This window comes from Chitinophaga sp. HK235, from assembly GCF_018255755.1.
In the GTDB taxonomy this organism is placed as follows: Bacteria; Bacteroidota; Bacteroidia; order Chitinophagales; family Chitinophagaceae; genus Chitinophaga.
In genome coordinates, this window is the sequence record NZ_CP073766.1 from 640,164 (window position 1) to 661,984 (window position 21,821).

19 protein-coding genes and 2 tRNA genes are annotated in these 21,821 nt (G+C 48.4%); 16 read left to right on the forward strand and 5 right to left on the reverse strand.

What is annotated here, in order from left to right; genetic code table 11:
* The first annotated feature begins 5 nt into the window (after window positions 1–5).
* From KD145_RS01815 to KD145_RS01870, 12 genes are all read left to right on the forward strand, one after another.
* The gene (locus KD145_RS01815; RefSeq protein ID WP_212004214.1) at window positions 6–3,230 is read left to right on the forward strand and encodes an error-prone DNA polymerase; all 3,225 of its coding nucleotides are present in this window, start codon (window positions 6–8) and stop codon (window positions 3,228–3,230) included.
* A gap of 5 nt (window positions 3,231–3,235) precedes the next feature.
* Complete coding sequence (locus KD145_RS01820; RefSeq protein ID WP_212004215.1) at window positions 3,236–3,853, forward strand: alpha-ketoglutarate-dependent dioxygenase AlkB; 618 nt, start codon at window positions 3,236–3,238, stop codon at window positions 3,851–3,853.
* Between the two features lie 253 nt (window positions 3,854–4,106).
* Window positions 4,107–4,180: transfer RNA gene (locus KD145_RS01825), tRNA-Arg, on the forward strand.
* Between the two features lie 143 nt (window positions 4,181–4,323).
* Window positions 4,324–4,397, forward strand: a tRNA-Arg gene (locus KD145_RS01830).
* A gap of 110 nt (window positions 4,398–4,507) precedes the next feature.
* Complete coding sequence (locus tag KD145_RS01835; RefSeq protein WP_212004216.1) at window positions 4,508–5,041, forward strand: GNAT family N-acetyltransferase; 534 nt, start codon at window positions 4,508–4,510, stop codon at window positions 5,039–5,041.
* A 184-nt stretch (window positions 5,042–5,225) separates the two neighbouring features.
* Window positions 5,226–5,429, forward strand: coding sequence for a hypothetical protein (locus KD145_RS01840; RefSeq protein WP_212004217.1), 204 nt, complete (start codon window positions 5,226–5,228; stop codon window positions 5,427–5,429).
* A 257-nt stretch (window positions 5,430–5,686) separates the two neighbouring features.
* Window positions 5,687–6,136 (forward strand): hypothetical protein, encoded by a 450-nt coding sequence (locus KD145_RS01845; protein ID WP_212004218.1) that lies wholly within the window; start codon window positions 5,687–5,689, stop codon window positions 6,134–6,136.
* A gap of 70 nt (window positions 6,137–6,206) precedes the next feature.
* Complete coding sequence (gene treZ, locus KD145_RS01850) at window positions 6,207–8,054, forward strand: malto-oligosyltrehalose trehalohydrolase (RefSeq protein ID WP_212004219.1); 1,848 nt, start codon at window positions 6,207–6,209, stop codon at window positions 8,052–8,054.
* The gene (treY, locus tag KD145_RS01855) at window positions 8,044–10,737 is read left to right on the forward strand and encodes a malto-oligosyltrehalose synthase (RefSeq protein ID WP_212004220.1); all 2,694 of its coding nucleotides are present in this window, start codon (window positions 8,044–8,046) and stop codon (window positions 10,735–10,737) included. The genes treZ and treY overlap by 11 nt, the downstream gene beginning before the upstream one ends.
* 120 nt (window positions 10,738–10,857) lie before the next feature.
* Window positions 10,858–12,600, forward strand: a complete 1,743-nt coding sequence (locus tag KD145_RS01860) for an ABC transporter ATP-binding protein (protein ID WP_212004221.1) — start codon at window positions 10,858–10,860, stop codon at window positions 12,598–12,600.
* The gene (locus KD145_RS01865; protein WP_212004222.1) at window positions 12,584–14,335 is read left to right on the forward strand and encodes an ABC transporter ATP-binding protein; all 1,752 of its coding nucleotides are present in this window, start codon (window positions 12,584–12,586) and stop codon (window positions 14,333–14,335) included. The genes KD145_RS01860 and KD145_RS01865 overlap by 17 nt, the downstream gene beginning before the upstream one ends.
* A gap of 150 nt (window positions 14,336–14,485) precedes the next feature.
* Window positions 14,486–15,415 carry a class I SAM-dependent methyltransferase gene (locus KD145_RS01870; RefSeq protein ID WP_212004223.1) on the forward strand — a complete coding sequence of 310 codons (930 nt, stop codon included), beginning with the start codon at window positions 14,486–14,488 and terminating at the stop codon, window positions 15,413–15,415.
* Here KD145_RS01870 and KD145_RS01875 read toward each other — a convergent pair.
* Complete coding sequence (locus tag KD145_RS01875) at window positions 15,387–16,451, reverse strand: App1 family protein (RefSeq protein ID WP_212004224.1); 1,065 nt, start codon at window positions 16,449–16,451, stop codon at window positions 15,387–15,389. The genes KD145_RS01870 and KD145_RS01875 overlap by 29 nt on opposite strands.
* Window positions 16,452–16,476: 25 nt before the next feature.
* Between KD145_RS01875 and KD145_RS01880 the strand changes: the two genes are divergently transcribed.
* Window positions 16,477–17,379, forward strand: a complete 903-nt coding sequence (locus KD145_RS01880; protein ID WP_212004225.1) for a diacylglycerol kinase family protein — start codon at window positions 16,477–16,479, stop codon at window positions 17,377–17,379.
* On the opposite strand, the gene KD145_RS01885 is transcribed toward KD145_RS01880, so the two are convergent.
* The 3 genes from KD145_RS01885 to KD145_RS01895 all read right to left on the reverse strand — a co-directional run bounded on the left by KD145_RS01885 (window position 17,369) and on the right by KD145_RS01895 (window position 18,587).
* Window positions 17,369–17,776, reverse strand: coding sequence for a hypothetical protein (locus KD145_RS01885; RefSeq protein ID WP_212004226.1), 408 nt, complete (start codon window positions 17,774–17,776; stop codon window positions 17,369–17,371). The genes KD145_RS01880 and KD145_RS01885 overlap by 11 nt on opposite strands.
* 12 nt (window positions 17,777–17,788) lie before the next feature.
* Window positions 17,789–18,151, reverse strand: a complete 363-nt coding sequence (locus KD145_RS01890; protein WP_212004227.1) for a DUF1304 domain-containing protein — start codon at window positions 18,149–18,151, stop codon at window positions 17,789–17,791.
* Between the two features lie 112 nt (window positions 18,152–18,263).
* Window positions 18,264–18,587 carry a KGG domain-containing protein gene (locus KD145_RS01895; RefSeq protein ID WP_212004228.1) on the reverse strand — a complete coding sequence of 108 codons (324 nt, stop codon included), beginning with the start codon at window positions 18,585–18,587 and terminating at the stop codon, window positions 18,264–18,266.
* A 267-nt stretch (window positions 18,588–18,854) separates the two neighbouring features.
* Between KD145_RS01895 and KD145_RS01900 the strand changes: the two genes are divergently transcribed.
* The 3 genes from KD145_RS01900 (at window position 18,855) to KD145_RS01910 (ending at window position 20,675) form a co-directional block, all read left to right on the forward strand.
* On the forward strand, window positions 18,855–19,352 hold the full coding sequence (locus KD145_RS01900) for a DUF6496 domain-containing protein (RefSeq protein ID WP_212004229.1): 498 nt from the start codon (window positions 18,855–18,857) through the stop codon (window positions 19,350–19,352).
* 115 nt (window positions 19,353–19,467) lie between these two features.
* Window positions 19,468–19,716 (forward strand): hypothetical protein, encoded by a 249-nt coding sequence (locus KD145_RS01905; RefSeq protein ID WP_113619580.1) that lies wholly within the window; start codon window positions 19,468–19,470, stop codon window positions 19,714–19,716.
* Between the two features lie 77 nt (window positions 19,717–19,793).
* Window positions 19,794–20,675 (forward strand): mechanosensitive ion channel family protein, encoded by an 882-nt coding sequence (locus KD145_RS01910; protein WP_212004230.1) that lies wholly within the window; start codon window positions 19,794–19,796, stop codon window positions 20,673–20,675.
* On the opposite strand, the gene KD145_RS01915 is transcribed toward KD145_RS01910, so the two are convergent.
* Window positions 20,672–21,802, reverse strand: a complete 1,131-nt coding sequence (locus tag KD145_RS01915; RefSeq protein WP_212004231.1) for a histidine decarboxylase — start codon at window positions 21,800–21,802, stop codon at window positions 20,672–20,674. The two genes, KD145_RS01910 and KD145_RS01915, sit on opposite strands and share 4 nt — an antisense overlap.
* Between the last annotated feature and the right edge of the window lie 19 nt (window positions 21,803–21,821).

A 21,821-nucleotide genomic window follows, 5' to 3' on the forward strand; every position in this document is an offset into this window, starting at 1 on the left:
ACGGTATGGGCTATACGGAATTACAAATCACAACGAATTTTAGTTTCCTCCGGGGAGCATCGCATCCGGAGGAACTGGTAGAACAGGCCGCCAGCCTGGGATATAACGCAATCGCGATAACGGATCATAATACGCTGGCCGGTATTGTACGGGCACATGTAGCGGCTAAGGAGAAAGGCATCCGGATCATTCCGGCCTGTCGCCTCGACTTGCAGGATGGTCCGCCATTACTGGCTTATCCGACAGACAGGGCAGCTTATGGCCGTTTGTCAGCACTGCTTTCTACCGGTAATCTCCGTACGGAAAAAGGTAAATGTGAACTGTATAAAAGAGATGTATATAAGTACGCAACAGGGATCAGGTTTGTAATGATACCACCAGCAGGGCTGGACGGAGCATTTGAACTGGATGCGGAATTTAAGAAAGCGGCGCAGGAATACCGGCACTATTTCAGATCAGAATTATATATGGCAGCTTCCTGGTCGTATAGGGGAAACGATGGTAAAAAACTGTACCGCATTGCGCAACTGTGTGAAGAATTGCATATCGGCATGGTAGCCACCAATGATGTATACTACCATAGCCAGGAGCGACGGGAGCTTCAGGATATTGTGACCTGCGTGCGGGAAAAATGCACGATCCATAATGCAGGCTATCGCCTGTACCAGAATGCGGAACGGTATCTGAAGCCGATAGTGGAAATGCAGCGTTTGTTCCGGCGTTACCCGGAGGCATTGGAACGGGCGCAGGAAATAGCCGCTGCCTGCCAGTTTTCGCTGGACAGCCTGGAATATGTGTACCCGGAAGAAATCACGACCGCTGGCCGCACGCCCCAGGAAGAACTGGAAGTCCTTACCTGGGAAGGGGCCGGGGAACGTTTCCCGGAAGGGATTCCGGATAAAATAGCACAAACCATTCAGGAAGAGCTCTCCTTTATGGCCCGGAAAAATTATGCTGCTTACTTTCTAACGGTATACGATCTGGTACGCTTTGCCAGGAGCCAGGATATTTTGTGCCAGGGACGTGGGTCTGCGGCTAATTCCGTAGTATGTTACTGCCTGGGCATCACTTCCATCAATCCGGAAAAAGTAAACCTGCTGTTCGCCCGTTTTATGTCTGATGCACGGGATGAAGCGCCCGATATAGATGTCGATTTTGAACACGAGCGCAGAGAAGAAGTGATACAGTATATCTATACAAAGTATGGGCGCGACCGGGCCGGCATTGTAGCTACGGTTACCCAGCTACACTGGAAAGGCGCCGTACGCGACGTTGGAAAGGCTATGGGCTTGTCCATGGATGCAGTAGACCATCTGGCGAAATCAGGGTATGAATTTACCCAGGAATGGGAGGAGGGTAAAACAGTTTCCAGTGAAGGCTTTAACGCCAAAGATCCTGTATTGATGAAAACACTGGAACTGACGGAACAGTATATCGGCTTCCCGCGGCAGCTGGGCCAGCATACCGGCGGATTTGTCATCACACAACACCAGCTGTCTGATCTTTGTCCCATTCTCAATGCCCGGATGGAAGGCCGCACCAACATTGAATGGAACAAGGATGATATAGAAGCGCTGGGATTCCTGAAGGTGGATGTGCTGGCGCTGGGTATGCTGACCTGCGTCCGTAAAGCATTTGACCTGCTCCGGCAAAACTATGATCGCCATTATACTTTAGCTAATATTCCGGAAGATGATGCTGCCGTTTATGATATGATCTGTAAAGCCGATACAATTGGCGTGTTCCAGATTGAAAGCCGGGCGCAGATGTCGATGCTGCCGAGATTAAAGCCGCGTGATTTTTATGATCTGGTGATTGAAGTCGCCATCGTAAGGCCCGGGCCCATTCAGGGAGACATGGTGCATCCCTATTTGCGTCGACGCAACGGTGAAGAGCCGGAAGAATATCCTTCTGAAGAGTTAAAGGCTATTCTTCAGCGCACAAAGGGGGTACCGTTATTTCAGGAACAGGCCATGGAAATCGCTATGGTAGCAGCAGGATTCACGGCTGCTGAAGCAGACGGTCTTCGCCGCAGCATGGCTACTTTCAAGGCACCAGGACAAGTTACGAAATGGCGTGAGAAACTAATCACAGGAATGGTGAATAAAGGCTATCAGCCGGAATTTGCGGAACGTATCTTCAAACAGCTGGAAGGATTCGGTTCTTACGGCTTCCCGGAAAGTCATGCGGCCAGCTTCGCTTTGCTGGTATATGTTTCTTCCTATATCAAATGTTATTACCCGGATGTTTTTGCCTGTGCATTGTTAAACAGTCAGCCGATGGGGTTTTATGCGCCTTCGCAGATCGTGAGCGATGCTCACCGGCATGGTGTCATCGTACGACCGGTAGATGTGAATCATTCGTATTGGGACAATACCCTGGAAGAACACGCCGGCAAGTACCGGGCGCTGAGGCTGGGATTCCGGCAGGTAAAAGGACTGGCGCAGGAAGAAATGGAACGACTGATAGCAGCTCGTACTGTCGCTTACGTGAATATCCACGGAATCATGGATGCGGGCGTAGCTTTGAGTACGCTGGAACGACTGGCCGATGCAGATGCTTTCCGGTCTATGACTATGGACCGCCGCAGCGCTTTATGGGAAGTATCGGCGCTGGCAGACCGGCCACAGGCTCTTTTTGAAGGGCAGCCATCAGAGAGCGCCAGCGAAGCGGCGGTGGAACTACCGCTCATGACTCCTTCGGAACATGTGGTACAGGATTATGCTACCATGGCCTTGTCGCTCAAAGCCCATCCGGTGAGTTTTGCAAGACGGCGGCTCTTTGAACACAATGTGTTGTCCATCCGGGAGCTGGACCAGTGGCCTGATGGCACGCCGCTGCGGGTAGCGGGCCTGGTACTGGTGCGTCAACGGCCCGGCACGGCCAGCGGTGTCTGTTTTATCACGATCGAAGACGAAACCGGCAGTGCCAATCTGGTGGCTTTTGCGAAAATTTTTGAGCGTTTCCGTAAGGAGATTGTGACATCCCGTTTACTGATGGTAGAAGGAAAGTTACAGCGGGAAGGAGGTGTGACCCATGTCATCATTAAAAAATGCTATAACTGCAATGCGCTGTTAAACCAGCTTTCACTGCCTTCAGATGAAGAACACTTGATGAATGCATCCTACAATGGAGAACACACCCATAAAACTGTACCACCTGCCGCTAAGAAGCCTGCTCCCAAAATGGTACAGGCAGAGCTTTTCCCGGCAGGCAGAAATTTTAAATAGAAATCATGCAATTGAAATTATTTGATGATGACAGACAACTGATGCTCCCGCAGGATTTGATGGAATACTATCCGTCTTTTCTGAACCGGGCAGAAAGCGATCAGTTATTACAAGAGCTGTTAAATACTGTTCCCTGGCAGCAAAGTAAAATTATGATGTACGAAAAAGAAGTGCTGACACCGCGTTTGTCTGCCTGGTTTGGCAGTGAGCCGATACGGAGCGGAGACCAGCGCCCAGTCTTGCCATGGCCGGAAGTATTGCAGACACTGAAAACAAAAGTGGAGGCGCACACCGGCATGTCGTTCGATGGTGTATTACTCAATTATTACAGGGATAACAACGATTCTGTAGCCTGGCATTCGGACAAGGACACGGTACCGGGTTTAAAAACGGAGATCGCATCCATCAGTATAGGAGAGGAGCGGAATTTTGACTTCCGTCGTAAAGATAACCACCGCCATCGTTATGCCATCCGGTTGGAGCATGGCTCGCTCCTGCTGATGAAAGGAGATCTGCAGCAGTATTGGGAGCATCGTATCGCTAAATCCACTCAGCCTATGAAAGCCAGGATTAACCTTACTTTCAGGAAAGTGGGTGCAGATAAAATGCTTTCTTACACATGAACAGGGGTAATGAACAGTTTGCCATCGATGGTGTCTTTGTAGAGGTGGTAGGATAGGTGCTCCCTGCGCAGTCGCCTTCCAGGAGCTGAACGGGGCGGCCCATACCATCAGGATAAATGCATCCGGTGAATCAGCCGTAATCATGTCTGTCTCAGTTTCGTGTAGGGGTCAACGGTAGTGTCTCAAAAAAAATCTCAAAAAAAATTTGTTTAAATAAAAACTAATCCTACATTTGCAATCCCAAAACGGGAATGGCCTTGTAGCTCAATTGAATAGAGCATTTGACTACGGATCAAAAGGTTTCAGGTTTGAATCCTGACAGGGTCACTACTTAAAAATCACTGCATCTTAAAATGCAGTTTTTTTTAACTCAATAAAAACATACTGTTAAAAAGTAGCAGATGTAAAAAGTTGAAAAATAATTTGTTAGGATAATAAAAATCATTATCTTTGCAATCCCAAACGGGAACGGCCTTGTAGCTCAATTGAATAGAGCATCTGACTACGGATCAGAAGGTTTCAGGTTTGAATCCTGACAGGGTCACATCATCAAAGAGGTTGTTTTGGCATCGCTGAAACAACCTCTTTTTTTTATAGTTTGTTTGCCTCACTCAAGAGTAATCATTAACTTTAGCTACCCCGAAATCTCCCTATATGAAAGTTTATATTGAAACACCGCGCTTGTTGCTGCGGAGCTGGAAAGAAACAGACCTCCCGATTTTTATTGCGATGAACCAGGATGAACGTGTGATGGAATTTTTTATGACCAGACGTACACCGGAAAACACAACGGGTTTTTACCAGGAAATCTGTGAAGAGCTGGAGAAATACAACTTTGGCCTCTTTGCAGTGGAACGTAAAGAGGAGGGCGACTTCATTGGCTTTATCGGTTTACATCATCTTACCTATGAAGTTGACTTTGGACCCGGCGTGGAAATAGGCTGGAGGCTCATTGCAGAAGTCTGGGGACAAGGGTATGCTACCGAAGGTGCGAAGGCCTGCCTGGATTATGCCAATGAACAAATGCATCTCAAAGAGATATTTTCATTTACAACGTTGGCGAATATACGTTCCGAAAATATTATGAAAAAAATCGGTATGGAAAGAGTAAAGGAATTCGGTCATCCACTGGTGCCCGTAGATCATCCTTTGTATCCGCACGTGTTATACCGGATATCGTTCCGATAATAGCCCAGGACTTTAATCCGGTCATAGCCCAGAACTTCAATCGTAGCCCAGGACTTCAATCCCCATCATAGCCAAGACATCAATCATAGCCCAGGACTTTAGTCCTGGGAATAAAAAAATCAATCTCTTCCTTTTTCATGGCATAAGTCTTGGCGCAAAAGCTAAGGATTAAAACTCCATCACCATGAAAAAAATATTGATTGCATCCACCATTGTAGGTACAGCTGCCGCAGGGATCATCATTTATCTGGTTAAAAAAAGCAGGGCACGGTTAATAGACAGGTCTGCCGGTGTTATGGAAGACGACGTTCATACCAAACAGAAAATATTCGGCCATAACCATCATCCGCTGCAACAGGAAGATATCTATAGCAGTGCAATGGGCTAACAAAAAATTAATACCACCAATGACCGGCGTCATCAAAAAATGACGGCCGGTTTTTTATTTTTCCATTTTCCTGCGATCTCCGGCTCTGCCGTTGTTGTGACTATTCTACACGAAACGGGAACTTTATCTACAGCAGAAAAAAATAACCGTGTGGGGCGTTGGAATATAGTAGTAGTTTTGCACCGGCATCTCTTTTGAAGACCTGCTGGAGTAGACCATTTTTGTTTACCATGTGAATTAATAAACTATCCGATAAAATGAGAAAAAAGATCACCTGCTTGTTGATAGATGAACAGAAAGATAGCCGTAACCAGTTTTTTCTTGCGCTCGATTTGTTACAGATAAGTAAAGCCTGCATTTGTTTTGACAATCCTGGTCAGGCTTTGTCCTACGCAGCAATGCATCAATGGAAACCTGATTATATTTTTCTGCGTACCAACCGGCCTGCTCTGGATGGAAAAAACAACCTCGGCCACCTGCAGCGGTTGCCCTTGCTCGCCGATGTTCCGGTTATTTTTTATGCAAAGGAGTTTTGTCCGGATGATATGACCAGAATGAAGTACCTCGGTGCAGCGGATTGGTTGATCAAGTCATCCGATCTGCACGCCCTGCGCGATGGGTTAAAGCTGATATTTGAAACGGTGAAAATGAAACAGCCTGCACGTGGTAAACTGATGACAGCAGAAGATTCTGCTGTATTGGTGTAGTCCGGTACCGGCTGCGTTTGCCGACCGGATAGCTGGAATCAGTATTCGTAAACCAGAACCCCGGGAGAAGATGATACGTTATCAACAGCAAGGCGCTTTTCTCAAAGAAAACGGAGACTGTTTTTTTCGGGTATGGGCGCCGTTCCGCAAGAGTGTAACGCTTTTACTGCTGGGCAGTGAAGAGGTTTCTTATCCGATGACCTCTGAAGAAGGAGGGTACTGGAGCACTACAGTACAGGAAGTGGCCGACGGCATGCACTATTATTATCTGCTCGATGAACATCTGCAGCGCCCGGACCCGGCCTCCCGGCATCAGGAGAGTACTGTACACCGTGCTTCCTGCGTTGTAGACCCCGCTGCCTTTACCTTCACCGATGACAACTGGAAAGGCCTCGAACCCCGTGACCTGATCATTTACGAAATACATATTGGTACTTTTACGAAGGAAGGCACTTTTCAGGCTGCCCGGGAAAAGCTGCCTACGCTGGAAGCGCTGGGCATCACTGCCATAGCACTGATGCCGGTATGCCAGTTTCCCGGCGACCGCAACTGGGGATATGACTGCGTATATCCCTTCGCGTTACACAACAAATACGGCACTACCGCTGAATTTAAAGCGTTGATCAATACCGCCCACCATCTGGGCATGGCGGTCATCCTCGACGTCGTTTATAACCACGCCGGGGGTGAAGGCAACTACCAGCCCGATTATGGCCCTTACTTTACGGATAAGTACAAAACCTTCTGGGGACCCGCTGTCAATCTGGATGACAATTGGTGTGATGCTGTGCGTGATTATTATATACAGAATGCGCTGATGTGGCTCGGTGAGTTTCGTATTGACGGCCTCCGGATCGATTCACTGCATGAATGTCAGGATAGCAGCGCCGTCCATTTTGCATGGGAACTGTCTGAAGCGGTGGCCGGACTGGAGCAGCAGTCAGGCCGGCGAAAACTGCTGATTGCCTCCACTGACCTGAACGATCCTCGTTATACCAATCCAGTGAAGATAGGTGGGTATGGACTTACATCCCAGTGGGCAGATGATTTTCATCATGCCCTGCATGCCTGGCTGACAGGTGAACAGCAAGGGTATTATGAAGACTTCGGCCAATTCCAGCACCTGGAAAAAGCTTTCAGGGACGCATTTGTATATACCGGACAGTATTCATCTTTCCGTAAACGCAAATTCGGGCTCCTTTCGGATGATGGTGATTGCCAGCGGATGATTGTTTTTTCCCAGAATCACGAGCAGGTTGGCAACCGCATGCTGGGTGAACGGCTGGGCAGCCTCGTATCTTTTGAAGCGCTTAAATTGGCCGCTTCTGCCGTACTGCTTTCTTCTTTTGTCCCGCTGTTGTTTATGGGAGAAGAATATGGGGAGAAGAATCCTTTTCTGTTTTTTACTGCTTATAGCGACCCGGCACTGGTGGAAGAAGTTAAAAAAGCCCGCAGTCGCTGGTTCTCCGCTTTTTTTAATACCAGTAAATCCATCCCCGACCCGCAACTGGAAGAGTCTTTTACCCGAAGCAGGCTGGGATGGGACACGAGTTCCCGTAGTAATGCAGCACTGCTGGCCTGTTACCGCTTTCTGATCGCATTCCGGAAACACCGGCCCGCTATGCGCACAGTCAGCAAGGAATCGGTTAGTTTACTTCCTGCCGGCAACGATCAGGCATTACTGGCTATAGAACGAACCAGCGGGCAGGATAAGGTGTTGATACTACTGAACTTTGATACGGCAGTGCAAACTTATCATCATACGGCCCCGGCGACATTAAAAAAGATATTTGACTCTGCCCATGAAGAGTGGAACGGCCCCGGTATAAAGGCCGCAGATGAAGCTTCTGTAAATGACACGATTTTACTGCAGCCCCTGTCTGCTGTGGTATATGAAATGGCGCATCATGAGGAATGAGTTCTTTACCCCGGTAGCGACCTACCGCATACAGTTTAGCAAGGATTTTACCTTTACTGATCTGGAAAAACAACTGGACTACCTTCACCAGCTGGGTATCACTACCATTTATGCCTCTCCCGTATTTGAAACAACACCGGGAAGCCTGTACGGCTATGATATCACCAATCCCCGCGAAATCAACAATAACATCGGCTCCCTGGCTCATATGCGCCAATTGCATGTAAAACTCCGCTCCCTCGGCATGAGCTGGATCCAGGATATTGTACCCAATTACATGGCTTTCCATTGCAACAACACCCGGTTGATGGATGCCCTGGAACGGGGTACTATTTCACCTTACTACAATTATTTCGATATCGACTGGCATCATCCGGATGCTGACCTTAAGGGAAAACTAATGGTGCCCTTTCTCAGAAAGACACTACGTGAAACCATCACCGATGGCGGCATCCAGCTCAGTTATGGCCGGCAGGGACTGGGCATTGCCACCGGTGGGCAGCTGTATCCTTTGTCTGCCCGTACCTACCGCTGGTTGCTTAGCATACTGCCGCCAGGGCTGGATCCGGTCAAAGAATGGCTGACAGAAATGAAAAGTAATTTGTTGCAACGAAGGCCACTACCGGAATGGGAGGCCATGAAGAACCTGATCAAACCTCCCCGTAAACAGGCTTTTATGCCATTGTTAAACCTGGTGAACAATGATGAAAATCTGTTGTATGAACTGCTCGGCCAGCAACACTATACTTTTACGGCCAGTAGCGAAGCGGATTTCCGCATCAACTACCGCCGTTTTCTGGGTGTCAATAAACACATTGCCCTGCGGATGGAAGACAAAGCTGTATTTGAGGAATACCATGGTTTCCTCCACCGGCTCTATCAGGAAGGTATTATCCAGGGTCTGCGCATCGATCATATTGACGGGTTACAGGACCCTGCGGAGTATATTTACCGCCTGCGGGAACTGTTTGGCAATAACTGTTATATCATCGCAGAAAAAATACTGGCAGGACATGAAACACTGCCAGAACGCTGGGCATTGCAGGGCAGCACCGGCTATGATTTTCTGGCAGGTGTCAGCCAGTTGCTTACAGATGAAGAAGGAATGGAAAAGCTGGGACGCTTTTACCGTGCACACTTTCCGGAGTTGTCGCAATATCCCAAACTGGCCCGCAGTAAAAAACAGCTGGTACTGGAAAAACAATTGAACGGTGAATGGGACAACCTAGTAAGGGAAGCGTTCCGCCTGAAACTGGTGCTGCCTGAAACTGACAAGGCAAAACTGAAAACCGCTTTAGGCGATTTTATGGTATGTCTTCCGGCGAACCGTGTCTACCCGGACAGCTGGCCCCTGGCTCCTGATGATGCACTGGTGCTCGACCTCGCAGTGGAAGATGCTATCCTGCGCAACCCTGCCACCGGCACAGCACTGGAGCTGATCCGCGCCTGGTGGGACTCCGATAAAAAACAGCAACAAGCCGCTGCTGCATTGACATTGCTGAAGAAAATCACACAGTTTGCCGGCCAGCTTAGCCGTGAAGGACTGCAAGAAACAGCCTACTACGTATACAATGCACTGCTGTCCCACAACGAGGCCGGTGACTCTCCGGTACAGAACAAATGTACCCTCGATGGCTTTCATGAAAGGATGGCTGTCAGGCAATATCTTGCTCCTTTCTCCCTGAATACCACCGCCACCCACGACACCCGCTGGGGAGAAGATGCCCGCATCCGGCTCAATGCCCTCACTATTTTCCCGGACCTGTGGATTCAGCAGGTGCAGTCATGGCATACCATGAATCATGATCTGGTAACCCTGATAGACGAAAAACCTGCACCCGATCTCAACGATGAGTATTTTATCTATCAGGCTGTCCTCGCTGGTCTGCCTGTTTCGGGTGAAACAGGCCCCGGATTTACCGCGCATGTCGCTGCTACTTTCCTGAAGGCGGTACGGGAGGCTAAAGTCCACAGCAGCTGGCTAATGCCGGACACCGCCTATGAACTGGCCAGTCTGCAGTTTATCGAACAGATACTGGACCCAAACAGCGCTTTTATGGACAGCATGCGCACGCTCACTGAAAAACTGGAAACGCATGCACATGTGTTTTCACTGACCCAGGCATTGATTAAAATTACAGCGCCCGGTGTGCCGGATATTTATCAGGGATGTGAACTGTGGGACTTCAGCGCAGGAAGCGGCGACGGCCGCCATAGCGTGAACTATACCCTGCGCCGTAAGCTGCTGGCCTCCTGGCAGGAGGGAGATACACACGGTCACAACTGGCCCCGGGAGCATATCGGCACCAAAGCCGCTGTAGGAAGAGAAAAATTATACCTGATCTGGAAAGCTTTACAGTTTAGAAATGCACATCCCGCTATGTTTATCCATGGCGAATATATACCCCTCAGTAGCGGGGATAGAAACAGCCAGATCGCCTATGCCCGCAAATACCGGCAGGATTGGTGCATCGTGGTGGCGCCGCTGTTGCCCGCCGCACATGCCGGTAGCAAACATGAACTGGCCCCTTTGCCCATGCCTGCCAATTCCCCGCTGAAATGGAAAAATGTATTTACCGGTGAAATACTCACCCAACAAAATGGCCGGCTGGTACTGTCAGGTACAGAAGCGTTCCCGGTAGCGCTTTTCAGCCCTGTGCCCGATCATAAATTCCACCGTTGAAAAATTTATTTTATATCGTTACAATATTTTAAAGTGGAAATCGTCTTCCTGATGTTTACAGCTTTAATTTTAATTTTTAAGTTTGTATGATCTTGCTTATTGTACATTAACCACTGCAAAATGAAACAACCCTCCGGAAGTGGAAAGAAACCATCAGGTATTTTTGGTTTGTTACGCCCTTACAAAGGAATGATAGCCTTGCTGATTTTATTTGCCCTCATCGGCAACAGCCTTAATTTATGGCTGCCCAGAATTATCGGGCATGCCATCGATGACTTTTCCCGTGGCTCCTTTGTATATCAGCCGCTGATACTGAAATTCAGCCTGGCTGCTTTGTTCATCTTTATCTTTACCTATCTGCAGAATATTATCCAGACTTATGCTTCCGAACTGGTCGCTAAAAATCTGCGTACCCAGATAGCCGAAAAGATCTCCCGTCAGAGTTATGCCTGGATGGAACAGGCCAATCCATCCCGGTTACTGACAAACCTTACCGCCGATGTAGACTCCATTAAACTGTTTGTGTCTCAGGCAATCGTGTCACTGGTATCCTCTGCATTTATCATCATCGGTGCCAGCATCCTCCTGCTTACGATCAACTGGAAACTGGCATTGGTAGTTATTGCAGCCATCCCCGTCATGGGCTTTACATTCTATGCCGTACTGAAAAAGGTACGTACCCTGTTCCTCCAGAGCCGCGAAGTCATGGACCGGCTGAACAAAGTGCTCAACGAAAGTATCCTGGGTGCAGCATTGGTGCAGGTGGTCAACTCACAGCAGCGGGAGTACGAAAAATTCCTCGATGCCAATGGTAAAGCACTGGGATTTGGCCTCTCCATCCTGCGGCTGTTTGCCGGGCTGGTACCGGTGATCAACCTGACGGCCAATCTTACCAGCCTCGCCATCCTGGCCCTGGGTGGACATTTTGTAATCAACGGCAGTATGAGTATGGGTGACTTCGCTGCATTTGGCAGCTACCTGACTATCCTGATATTTCCCATCCTGGTGATCGGTTTTATGAGCAATGTGATTGCCCAGGCCTCCGCTTCCTATCAACGTATAGGAGTTGTACTGGCTTCTCCGGATATGCTGGAAACAGGTACAATGGAGAAAAAACTCGAAGGGAATATTGTTTGTGAGCATGTTTCTCTGTCTTATGGAGAGAAACCGGTGCTGAAAGACATCTCCTTTGAAGTAAAAGCCGGGTCCAAAATCGCTATCATAGGGCCTACTGCAGCCGGTAAAACGCAGCTGCTTTACCTGCTGATGCGGCTGATCAAGCCGGGAGAAGGCAAAATACTGATAGACGGAGAAGATATTGCCGCCTACGAAAGTGAATCGTTTCATCAGCAGGTAGGCTTTGTATTTCAGGATAGTGTGATCTTCAATATGAGCGTGCGGGAAAACATTGCTTTCAGTGATGTGGTAACAGACGCCTCCCTGGAGAAGGCTATCACCACTGCTGAAGTAAAGGAGTTTACCGATATGCTGCCAGAAAAACTCAGCACCATTGTATCTGAAAGAGGTGTCAGCCTTTCCGGAGGACAGAAACAGCGCCTCATGCTGGCCCGTGCGCTGGCCCTCGAGCCTAAAATACTATTGCTGGATGACTTCACCGCAAGGGTAGACACACATACCGAACGGAAAATACTGGCCAACGTACACCGTAATTATCCTGACCTGACACTGGTATCTGTGACCCAGAAGATCGGTGCAGTAACCCATTACGATAAAATTATTCTGCTGATGCAGGGAGAAATGATCGCTGCCGGCACCCATGAAGAACTGATGGAAAGCAGTCCTGATTACGTACAAATTTTTAACTCTCAGCAAAGCACCAGCAACTATGAATTACAATCTTAGCAAACCCGTTCAGGGAAAAGGGCTGTCTAATTATGCCGCTTTTAAAAGCCTGCTGAAGCTGATCTCTCATGAAAAAAAGAGACTGGCGCTGGCACTGCTGGCCACTATCGGTAACTCCGGCCTTAGCCTGCTGGGTCCATTGCTGACAGCCTATGCCATTGATACCTATGTGATGCACAAACAATATCACGGTGTACTGGTATATTCAGGTATCCTCTTAGCCATATACCTGGCCGCCTTTGGCATCAGCTTCCTGCAAACAAAACTGATGGGTACAGTAGGACAACGCACCCTTTATTCCCTGCGTAATACCATCTTTCATAAATTGCAGCATTTGCCTGTGGCTTTCTTTAACCAAAACAAAGCAGGTGATCTGATCTCACGCGTAAACAACGATACCGATAAACTCAATCAGTTCTTTTCCCAATCTCTGATGCAGTTTGTGGGAAGCATCATCACCATGACTGGTGCCGGTATTTTCCTCTTGATATTGAATATAAAACTGGGACTGGTATCCTTGTTACCAGCGCTGATCATCCTCGTTTTCACACGTTTACTGTCTCCCTGGGTGAAAAAGAAAAACGCACAGAACCTGAAAACAGTGGGAGGACTGAGCGCCGAGATACAGGAAAGCCTGAGCAACTTTAAAGTGATCGTGGCTTTCGGGCGCCGCGATTATTTTATGGACCGCTTTAACGAGGCCAACAAAAAGAATTTCAAAACAGCGGCTGCGGTAGGTATTGCCAACAATATTTTCCTGCCCTTCTATACCTTGTTGTCGAGTATAGCGCAGCTCATGGTGCTGGCGTATGGCATTTATCTGATCGCTGCAGGCGAATTCACCATTGGGCTGCTGGTGAGTTATCTTGCGTATGCGAACTATTTCTATAGTCCGTTGCGCCAACTGGCGGCCCTGTGGGCCAACTTCCAGACGGCTATGGCAGGGTGGGAGCGTATCTCCGAAATACTGGACCTGGAAAACAATATGATCACCATTGAAGATCATACCAGGCAGTCAGGTGCGCCTTTACTGGAACTGAAACAGGTACATTTCGGTTATCCGGAAGGCCGTGAAATACTGCATAATATCAACTTCAGCCTGGAGAAAGGTAAAACCTATGCGTTGGTAGGTCCTACAGGCGGTGGTAAAACTACTACGGCTTCACTGATCGCGCGGTTGTATGATCCTGTAAAAGGCAAGGTGCTGCTGGATGGAAAGGATATCAGGGCGTATAGTCCCGAAGAACGTACGCGCAGGATCGGATTTATTTTACAGGACCCGTTACTGTTCACCGGTACGGTGCGGGAAAATATCCTGTATGGCAACCAGGAGTATGAAAATTATTCCAATGCCCAGCTGGAAGAAGTGATCCGGGCAGCTAACCTGGAGAAGTTGCTCGCGATATTTGAACAGGGCCTGGAAACACCCGTGCAATCAACAGGAGAGGGGGTGAGTCTTGGACAAAAACAGCTGATCGCTTTTATGAGGGCAGTGCTGCGTAAGCCAGACCTGCTGATACTGGATGAAGCCACTGCCAACATCGATACGGTGACAGAAAAGCTCCTGGGAGAGATCCTGGAAAAACTGCCCGCCAGCACTACCCGTGTGATCATCGCGCATCGTCTTAATACCATCGAAAATGCAGACGAGATCTTTTTTGTGAACGACGGAGAAGTGACCAATGCCGGCTCTTTCCACCAGGTAGTAGACAAATTGCTGCATAGCAGGAATTGATAAAATCGTGTATGCATCAGGGTTATATAAACCCGGCAAATGTATACCTGTTCTTACATCACTATAGCGGGATGCACGGCCTGATGGCTGTCATCCCGCTATAACATTAAAACCAGCCGGATTGCCTGTTTTTCCGCTTATCTTTGTAAGATGATCTCTCCACGAATATTACAAAGCATCAACTCCCAGTATCATCAACATGCCCACCGTAATCTGTATTACCAGGGAACTGCTTCTGTATTGCCCTGGACCCGCCTTACCTGTGAGCTGCTGACAGACTGCCCGGAAGAAATACTGGCCCTGGAGGATACGCACAAAAGCCGGGAGGTAGTCAGTTACCTCACCATGCAGGCGAGGCAGGCCTTCTGTCATACCAACCAATATCTCGATATTTCAACAGCGCATACCGATTCACTACAACAGGTGTATGCCAGGCTGGTGGAGGATATTATCGGCGCTGTAAAAGACCGCAGGATAGATGAAGCTATACTATCGGCCCGGCATAGTGTACGGCTGCGTGAATGGCTGAGGGCTTCGAATCCTTTTACAGAAAAGGCTTTTGCTGTTGCCGGAAGACAGCTGGAGCCTGTGGTATGTGCTGAATATGAAGCCACCCTGCAACTGGAGGTGTTGCAACTGAATACCAGCAGTATTACAGGGCCTTTGCTGGATATCGGTTGTGGGCCGGAGGCATATCTGGTAAAATACCTGCGTAGCCAGGGTATTCAGGCTTATGGAGTAGATCGTTTTATTGCTGCTCCGGCAGCATTCCTGCAGGTCGGCGACTGGCTGGATTTTTCTCTGCCACCCGGCTACTGGGGGACCATTGTTTCCAATTTGTCATTCTCCAATCATTTCCTGCATCATCATCACCGCAACAGTCCTGAGTGCGCGCGTTATGCCCGCAAGTACATGGAGATCCTTCAGGCACTGCGTCCCGGCGGAAGTTATCATTATGCACCTTCTCTGCCGATGATGGAGGTCTATTTACCTGCCTCGCAATATACTGTCAGCAACATTCCGGTGACAGCACATTTTTCAGCTACTGTGGTTACGAAGAAGGCAACAGTGGAGGAATAAGACCTACCTGCCGGGAATGTGTTATGGCTTCTGCGCTGTGCTGAAAGTAACAGCAGGCGATATCCAGTGCCTGCAGGTTGCCGACTGCCGCCTCTACAGCTGCTTTGTTTTTATGGCTGACATGCCGGAGGTATACGCAGAGTATTCTTTGCGGGAAATGGCGGGCTATCGCTTCATAGATATAAGGGTCCTGCTGGGTATCGTCGCCCAGCAGCACAAAGGGCATGTGGGGGTAACTCTCCAGTATACGGGCAATACGGGTGAATTTGGTGTTGTGTTTTCCTTGTCCGGTGTTGACCAGTTGAGTGAAACGTTTCAGCTGGTTGAGCAGGTACACGCCTTGTGGTAATTGCCATGCATCAGCAAACTCGCGGATATAATCATACAGGTTCCATTCACTGCTGCTCACATAAAAGAAGGGGTTGGGGAAGGCTGGGGTAGTGTGTCCGTGGCTCAGGAGCTGATAATGGTGCACTACTCCTTCAAAAGGTTTTCTGCTGCTGGCATTATGGGTGAGTAGTACATAGAGTTTTTTATAGAGATGACTGGAATGGGAGATGAGGAAGGTATCGTCTATGTCGGATATGCAGCCGTACTGTGTACGATGCGGAATGTACAGTTCCCCGTACCCGGTTGCGATGATGGCACTTTGTTGTACATGAGTGACCGTTACCGGATGCCAGCCGGCAGCGGTAGGATATTCGGGCTGCCACTGAAAATGAAAGAAGCCATCATCCGCGGTGCGGGCAGAGATAATTTTGCCCTGCCATTCCAGTTGTACAGCAGCATTGGGCTTGGGTTGTACCATAAACAACCGTAGCAGCGACCATATATGCAGCCATACATTACCGCGGGAACGGGCTTCCGGCGCAGGGCTGCGGGTCAGTACATGGCCGAAGAGCTGTAGTTGCCCATCGTGTCCATAACCTCTGTAAACCTTTACCACCGTAGTCGTGCTGATGCCGATGCTGTTCCACAGCCTTTGGGAGAGGCTTTTTTTTGCGGCGTTATATTTGTGTTTCCGGGATGAGTACATATCAGCTACAACTTAATGGGCCAGTATGGAAATGCAAAAGAAGTTAAGATTATTATTTGTGATCAATCCTGCTTCAGGGGTAGCCAGAAAGGTAACTCCGCAAGAAGTAGTCCAACGTTTTTTTGAGCGCAGACCTGAAGCAGAGGCGGAGATGCTGTTGTTGACAGGGCGTCCGATGGCTGATGGTAAAAGGTTGAGAGAATTGGTGGGGGCGGGTGGCTGGACAGGGGTAGTGGCCGTAGGAGGAGATGGTACGGTGAAGATGGTGGCGTCCTGCCTGTTGCATACCGGTATTCCCTTAGGTATTCTGCCGGCAGGATCGGCCAATGGGATGGCGAAAGACCTTTGTATTCCGGAGTCGTGGGCGGCTGCGCTGGAGTTGGTGTTGAATGCAAAGGTGCAGTTGATCGATGTGGTGAATATCAATGGCGCGGAAATCTCCATCCATCTGAGTGATATTGGTTTAAATGCCTTACTGGTGAAGTATTTCGAGAAGTCTGGCGTGAGAGGTAAGCTGGGATATGCGCGGGTGGCATTTAAGGCACTGTGGTACCGGCAGCGGTTTGCGGTGCAGATAGACAACGGGAAAGACCGTGTATCGAGAGACGCATTTATGATCGTACTGGCCAATGCCGGGAAATATGGTACGGGGGCTTGTATCAATCCTTACAGTGACCTGAGTGATGGTATTTTTGAAGTGGTGCTGATAAAGCGGCTATCGTTACTGGAAGGACTGAAGATGCTGTTTGTACGTCGTCCCTTTAACCCGCATAAGACAGAGATCATCCGGGCGAGGAAGGTATACATCTATACCCGCAAGCGGGCGGAGCTCCAGATTGATGGGGAGTATATCGGTAAGGTGCATGAAGTGACGGCAGAAATTATTCCCCGGTCCCTGGCTGTTTTTGTGCCGGAAACTAAAGAGTGAGTTCATCTCTGCTGAGGGCATGAAACAGGTTTTGCAGCTGATGTACATGCACGAGGGGGCGCCCGTAAGGAACGAATCCGCCAGGAGCTTCCGTTACCGGCTGGAAGCAGCCGTTTTCGTACCGTATATGCAGGCTGTGGAGCCGGTTGTATTTAAGGGAATAGATGTTTTCATCTTCACCTTCTTCAGGTGCACCACGGATAAAGTCGAATTTAATGAGCTGGTACAGGTCCAGCATGACGGGGTTGGCCTTTTCGCAGGCAATCTTGCTGCGGGGGAGGCCGGAGTTATAGATATACCCGTTGAGTATACCTTCCACTACAAATACGGATTCCTCCATATTATAGTCAAAGTAAGACACATAGTTGCCTATCCTGATATCTGCTTCATCGATCATTGGAAGGGGATTTTATGAAAGGTGAAGTAATATCAGGGCTATCAGGGCAGGCAGGGCCTGTACAAAGAAGATTTTTTTCTCTGCTGTCAGGGCTCCATAGATCCCGGCTACGATGATGCAGCCCAGGAAAAAAACAGCAGTATGCCGCGCCCATTCCGGGTCGGTGATGAGCAAGGACCAACATAGGCCGGCAGCCAGAAAGCCATTATAAAGCCCCTGGTTGGCAGCAAGTGGTTTGGTGGCCGGGAATAATGCTTTGGGGAATTTTTTGAATACTTTAGGCCCTTTTGTGGTCCAGGCAAACATTTCGAACCACATGATATAGAGGTGTTCCAGCATTACAAAAGCTATCAGGAACTTGGCCAGTACTAGCATAACCTTGAATTTGATCGTTATGCTAAATATAAGAAGAATTATGACGAATTGCGGATGACGAACTGCGAATTTTAGCTGAGAAATCGATTCACCTTTCGTCATCCATCAATTCCTACAGGGTATTTTCTTCAGGGGTAGCATTATTCTTCTTTTTACCGCGGTTAGTACCACCTTTTCTTCCAATGGCCGCCATGTGTTCGCGGTTGCGGCTTACAGCTTCACCGCCTTTTTTGCCTGCAGCGCGGGCTTCTTCAGATGTGAACTTGTGTGCTACGCCTTGTTGATGCGCGGCTCTTCCGCCTTCCCTTGAAATGGCCCGTTGTTGTTCAGGGTCCATGGAGGCAAATCCTCTTTTACTATGTTTAGGTTTGTCCCCTGGGGTTTTCTCCTGATTTTCGGCACCTGGCGCGAATTGTTGATACCTTATGTGTTCCATAATCCTGGTTTTATAGTGTAGTGAACAATGTTGCCAGAAAAATGATCAATATACATGCCACCGGCCGAATCGCTTTGTATAAAGGGTATTGAGTTTCAAAGTATTCACCTGATGGGGCAATTCATTCCACAATACATAGAATTTTTAACACAGTTTCAGCCTCGTTTCCCCAGATATTGACCCTCTTTTGCCAGTTGGCAGCTGGCTTGTAATTTGTTTCGTTTACACCTGTTACTTCTTTTTTTAACCCATTTAAATCTTCAGATCATGGCAAATTATTCCAGGAGATCTCAGAGGGATGTAGAAAAATCCATGCATGAGATGCACAAAGGCACACTTAAAAGTGGCCGTGGTGGTAAAAAAGTAACCAACCCTAAACAGGCAATTGCAATCGGTTTGTCTGAAGCCAGAAAAGAAGGCGCAAAAGTCCCTAAAAAAACAAGCAGCAAAACAGGAACTACTAAAATGGTTGCCGCTAAAAAATCAACCGCAAAAAAAACAGCCGCAAAAAAAACAACTACCCGGAAGATGACTTCTTCCAAAATGGCTACCCCAAAAATGGCAACTAAAAAAGCTGCCCCTAAAAAGGCCGCCGCTAAAAAAACAACCGCTAAACGGGTAACTGCCAAAAAGGCAACTGCCAAAAGAGCAACCACTGCAAAAACAATGATGAAGAAAAAAGCAACCGCAAGAAAAGCAACCCCGAAAAAAAAGGCAGCAATGAATAAGAAAACAACCAGACGCCGTGCTATGGCTACCGCCTGATAAGTGGTCATTTTATCCTTCTATTATATACAAAAAAGACCGGTAACCGTACGGCACCGGTCTTTTTATATGGCATAAGCCTTGTTGTTTTTATTATGAATCAAAACCAGTTTGTATGGAACGTCATAGTATAACGGTGATGATTAATGGAAAACCATACGGGCTGACCATCAGCATCAACAGGGTGGCTTTTGAGACCATTTATGAAGTGATCCCTGATGTACACATGTTGGACGATTATCAACCCCATACCCAGACCTTCATGATTGACCACACAGATACGCCGGAAGGCAACCTGCGCATCGTAGAAAGCGAACAGATTGCCCGTATCATCTGGACAGAAATACTGGATAAAATGAAGTAATACAGCCATGGCTGCTGTTCACACTTTTTTTAAACCAGTGTCCTTTTGTACTTTTGCCGGAAAGCGCGTGGGAAACTATGATGGTAACCGATAAAACCTATAAAAATACCAACCGCCGGGAGCGGATTATCTTCTTTATTAAATTGCTGATCTATTCCGGCATCGTTTATTTTAACATCGAACATCCGGCTTTCTACGACAGGTTCCCATGGCTGTTTAAAATTACCAACGCCCTTTCCTTTTTCCTGGGCGCTAATCTTGTCATCTCTATTGCATGGCTGGTGGTGCTTTCCTGGTATACCCGCCGCCATCGTACCAAACCCCTGGAGAAAGACAATTTTATCCTCGGAATCAACCGCATCACTTCTGTGATGAATACTGCATTTTTCCTGCTCGCTATCCCCATCTTCTTTGGTCAGGATCTGATGCAACTGATCACCAGCATCACCATCGTAGCGGCTGCCATCGCCTTATTAACAAAAGATTATATCTCCAATATGATCAATGGGCTGATCGTGATGTTTTCTGATCAGCTGTCGCTGGGAGACCAGGTAAGGATAGGGGAGTACCGTGGTAAAATCATGGATATCACCCTGATCAACGTAGTGCTGCAGAACGATGACGACGAAATCGTGATCATCCCCAATTCAGTCGTGTTTACCACCATCGTTATTAATCAATCCAAACAAAACATCAAAAAACTCTCGCTGGAATTTGAGTTGGACCATAAGCACAAATTCACACCCGAAGAGCTCGAATCCAGGCTGCGTACATCGATCTCGGCCTATCAGCGCTATTACCGGGAAGACAGTTTCTCTCTCAAAACGCTGGAGATCAGAAAAGACTTTGTACAGTTTAAGGTGCAGCTATTGGTTCCGTCCGACAAAGAAAAAGAGCGCCTGATCAAACGGGCGCTCAATACAGAAATCATTGCTATTGCGGAAGGTGGCAGAGGCTAGACCATGACTGTGGCAGCAGTCATTTCTGCCAGCAGCTGGTCGATCTGTGCAGTCTCCACATTGGGCATGCAGATAATATGTGACCAGCCGTTTTCTGATGCCAGCTGCCACTTCCGGCGGATATTCCCGGGCGGGTCCGGAAATACCACCGTAATGGAGTCAGGGTTACGCCATGCGTCGATGCCGTTTTCTCTGAAACGCTCAACTGCATAGGCTGCTACGGACAAGCTATGCCGGGCCCTTTCCTGAAGGCCCGCAATACCCAGGCTTTTGAGGGCATACCATAGAAACAACGGACTGTGGCCGTTCCTTGAACCCGTGATGGTAGTGTCCATGCTGCCGATATAAGCAACAGAGCGGGCTATCCTGTCACGGTAAGATTTTTTGGCTACTACTACACCACAAGGGATAGGGGAGCCTATAAATTTATGTCCGCTGATGGCAATACTGTCTGCTCCGTCGGCAAAGTCAAAGGCCGGCCTGGGGTCTAAAAAGGCGCAATAACTGCCGGAAAGAGCACCATCAGCATGGATATAGTGATGACGGATGGCCAGATCTTTTAAAATACCTTTAATCCGCCCGATATCATCCCGCGCTTCTGTCATCGTAGTGCCAATATTCGCCAGCATGATCACGGGCATGTGGCGGTTCATGCTCATTGTCTGCTGCAGGTCATCATAATCAATTTCGCCGTTCGGCAGCGTACGGATCATAATGCTGGGCATATTAAGCAGATGCAGGTTCTTCTGTACGCTATAATGTGTTGCCTCAGAATAATAAACCATGGCTTTGGGATACAGCTCACGGGCCAGATACAGCCCGTACAGATTGCCTTCTGAACCACCATTGGTCACATATCCCCACCAGTCATTTGCGGGTGCACGAAACAGCCGCGCAAAAAATTCCACGACATGGCGCTCCATCTCCCTGGAACCTACAGTGTAGGTGGAGTCTACAAATGGATCCCCCAGGTTATTGAGCGGATACTGCAAAAAAGGGTATAGCGGACTATAATCAAAGTCTTTGGATACAGGATATCCCAGGAAATGGTGTGTGTGCGTCCTCACTTCGGTCAACAGACTATCCAGCGTAGCTGCGTCGGCAACAGATAACGGGTAATCTTTCATAAATCGGTCAATTACAGGT